2 protein-coding genes and 2 pseudogenes are annotated in these 2,369 nt (G+C 35.4%); 3 read left to right on the top strand and 1 reads right to left on the bottom strand.

Features of this window, described 5'->3' with window-relative positions; genetic code table 11:
- Positions 1–108 precede the first annotated feature (108 nt).
- Positions 109–351 (top strand): annotated as a pseudogene (gene ssb / locus PVV60_RS10140) (single-stranded DNA-binding protein); the annotation flags it as partial.
- Positions 352–366: 15 nt separating this feature from the next.
- Positions 367–897 carry a hypothetical protein gene (locus tag PVV60_RS10135; protein ID WP_273724629.1) on the top strand — a complete coding sequence of 177 codons (531 nt, stop codon included), beginning with the start codon at positions 367–369 and terminating at the stop codon, positions 895–897.
- 9 nt (positions 898–906) lie between these two features.
- Here the strand turns inward: PVV60_RS10135 and PVV60_RS10130 are convergent, their stop codons facing one another.
- Positions 907–1,530: a hypothetical protein gene (locus tag PVV60_RS10130; protein WP_026017333.1), complete on the bottom strand. Its 624-nt coding sequence runs from the start codon at positions 1,528–1,530 to the stop codon at positions 907–909.
- Between the two features lie 205 nt (positions 1,531–1,735).
- Between PVV60_RS10130 and PVV60_RS10125 the strand changes: the two are divergent.
- A pseudogene (locus tag PVV60_RS10125) lies at positions 1,736–1,924 on the top strand (hypothetical protein); the annotation flags it as partial.
- Between the last annotated feature and the right edge of the window lie 445 nt (positions 1,925–2,369).

The raw sequence follows: 2,369 nt of genomic DNA, 5'->3' as shown, positions 1-2,369 counted from the left end.
AAATGAGTGGTTTTATTTGATTCAACATAAACAGCTTTGAAATGAGAGAATCTTACGATATTCGAGACTCTCATTCAACATACAAAACAGTGAATTATCATTATAAATCAATACCTTATCAAAGGTAGCAAAGTTTATATCGAGGGGCGACTACAAACCCGTAAATGGCAAGATAAAAACGGTGTTGAACGGTATGTAACAGAAGTCATATTGCCTCAGTACAAAGGCGAGTTAAAGCTTTTAGATGGCAAAAATGATGATAATCAAGAGCCGTCATCTCCTTATGACAGAAGCATTTACAGACCTCTTGATACGCCCCATACCGTTATGAATGACAGTGTTCCTTTTTAAATAAAAGGCGGTGTTATGAAAAAAAATAAAAAGAGGGGACGCCCTAAAATTAAAGGATGTATCAGAGAACCAAACGGACGCATCTCACGTGCAAAAGCACTACGTGAAGCCGTTGATAAATTGGCAATAGAAATGCGTGCAAAGCGCTTCGGTTTAACGCTACAAGAGGCAAAAAATCCACTTTCTGGTACCTATATCGGGCGGCTTTGCTTGCAAGGCGTGCTTACACAAGAGCAATATGACGCCGCCCAGCAATATCTACAGATAAGAAACGATTACCTTTGTGCAAAAGGCTTGCCTAATGCGATTTATGACGAAATGCCGTCATCTTCAGATGATAAGGCAAGAGATAAGTGGGTAGCATTTGCAACAGAGCAGTTTATAAACACGCAAGAGGCACTAAAAGAAGCCCAATGCCTCTATAGACAGTATAATCTTCATGCTGCGCTACAGTACCTCGTGATAGAAGATCAAATGTTACCACATCTTGTGAATTCGCTGCGTGTTGCTCTTAATGTGCTTCAGAAACATTTTGATCGTAAATGACAATCTCTATTACGGTTTCATTATATCATATATCGTTGGTAAGTCTCTGCAAAATCTAGCGACTTGTTTAGTGTTTTCATAATCACCGGTGCTCACGTCAGATACTACAACTATCATTTGTGTTTTGGGGCTAATGCCAGTTCCAGTCGAATTACTAAGAAATTTTTTTGCATAATAAATCATTGGATTTTTACTGTTATTGGATTCGTTGTATGCCCACATAAAATCTCTTTCACTCCAATTATGTTCATAACGTAAACGACTTATTACATTGGGTAGCATTGCCCATGACATTTCTTCATTATACTCACCCCGCAATAAATTCACAAAGCGTCCACATAAAATAACGAATACGTGACGATGCAATACAGGATCAAATTTGGAAGGCATCTTATGATGTCCACGGCTGTATACAAATTCTTGTGCTTGGCTTAGCTTATTAAAATGCGTAAAGCCAGTATATTCTTTACTCGCGTATTTGTCGTAAAGTTGATTATACTTCTCTATAGTATCTACACTTGTAAACATACGCGTCAATTTGTCTATAAATCCAAATGACGCTGATGCAGGTAGCGCTGATATAGAAAAGAAAGCTATAAATGTTATGATGCGTGTTATGGATAATGATTTCATTATTTTGGATCCTTAATTATTCATAAGCGCTGTTTAACCGATTCCCTTTGAAATTATCAATATGTGTTATTTTTGTGTTGACAAAGTGTAGCAAATCGTATTTAATGACGTCGCTGTACTTGGGCGTATTGTGTCTAGAGAGGGAAATGTACAGTTCAAAATCCCCGCAAATGCGGGGTTTTTTATTATCGGGAGGGCGTATTTTATGACATCACAAAATACAGAACAGATTTCTCAAACAAAGAAAAAATGTACGCCACCAAAAGCAGGTCAAGGGCGTGTCAAAGGTGTACCGAATAAGAATACACGTTTTTTGAAAGAGGCAATTCTTAAAGCCGCTGAATTGGCAGGCAATAAGTATGGGAAAGAGGGGTTGATCTCTTATTTGGAAAGATATAATACCTAAAAATACAATAAAGTCAATAGTTTGTTTGCAATTATTTTATATGAATCCACTCAAGAATCCATCCTTTTATGCATGTTTAATTTTACCATTTTCTATAAAAGATTAGCACGTATGAATAGAGCATAAAAAACAAATCATGATGTAAATGTTATAACGCATGTGTGTATTCAAATGAAATGAAAAGCTGTTATCATTCATAACAGTTTATAAATTTTATGATACGTTTTTATCACTTAAAAATCGCATTGTTTGAAATTTTCAATACTATACGTTTAAAGATCACATCTTGTTTTAAAGATTGGATTGTTAATCGCATGATAAAAACATAAAATTACAGTTCTCAAAATTGAGAAGCGTAAAATCTAAAAATACTATAGCAATATTTTATTATCTATAAGAGGGTAATCAGTTTGAAACTGTCATAAGCTTATAG

It is taken from the genome of Bartonella sp. AU18XJBT (assembly GCF_028618595.1).
Taxonomy (GTDB): Bacteria; Pseudomonadota; Alphaproteobacteria; order Rhizobiales; family Rhizobiaceae; genus Bartonella.
Note: the sequence above shows the minus strand (reverse complement) of the source record. Positions and strands in the feature narration are given on the sequence as shown.

Bases quoted from the DNA above. Each gene is read 5' to 3' on its own strand.
- PVV60_RS10135 (WP_273724629.1), top strand. From the start codon at position 367: ATGAAAAAAAATAAAAAGAGGGGACGCCCTAAAATTAAAGGATGTATC.
- PVV60_RS10130 (WP_026017333.1), bottom strand. From the start codon at position 1,530: ATGAAATCATTATCCATAACACGCATCATAACATTTATAGCTTTCTTT.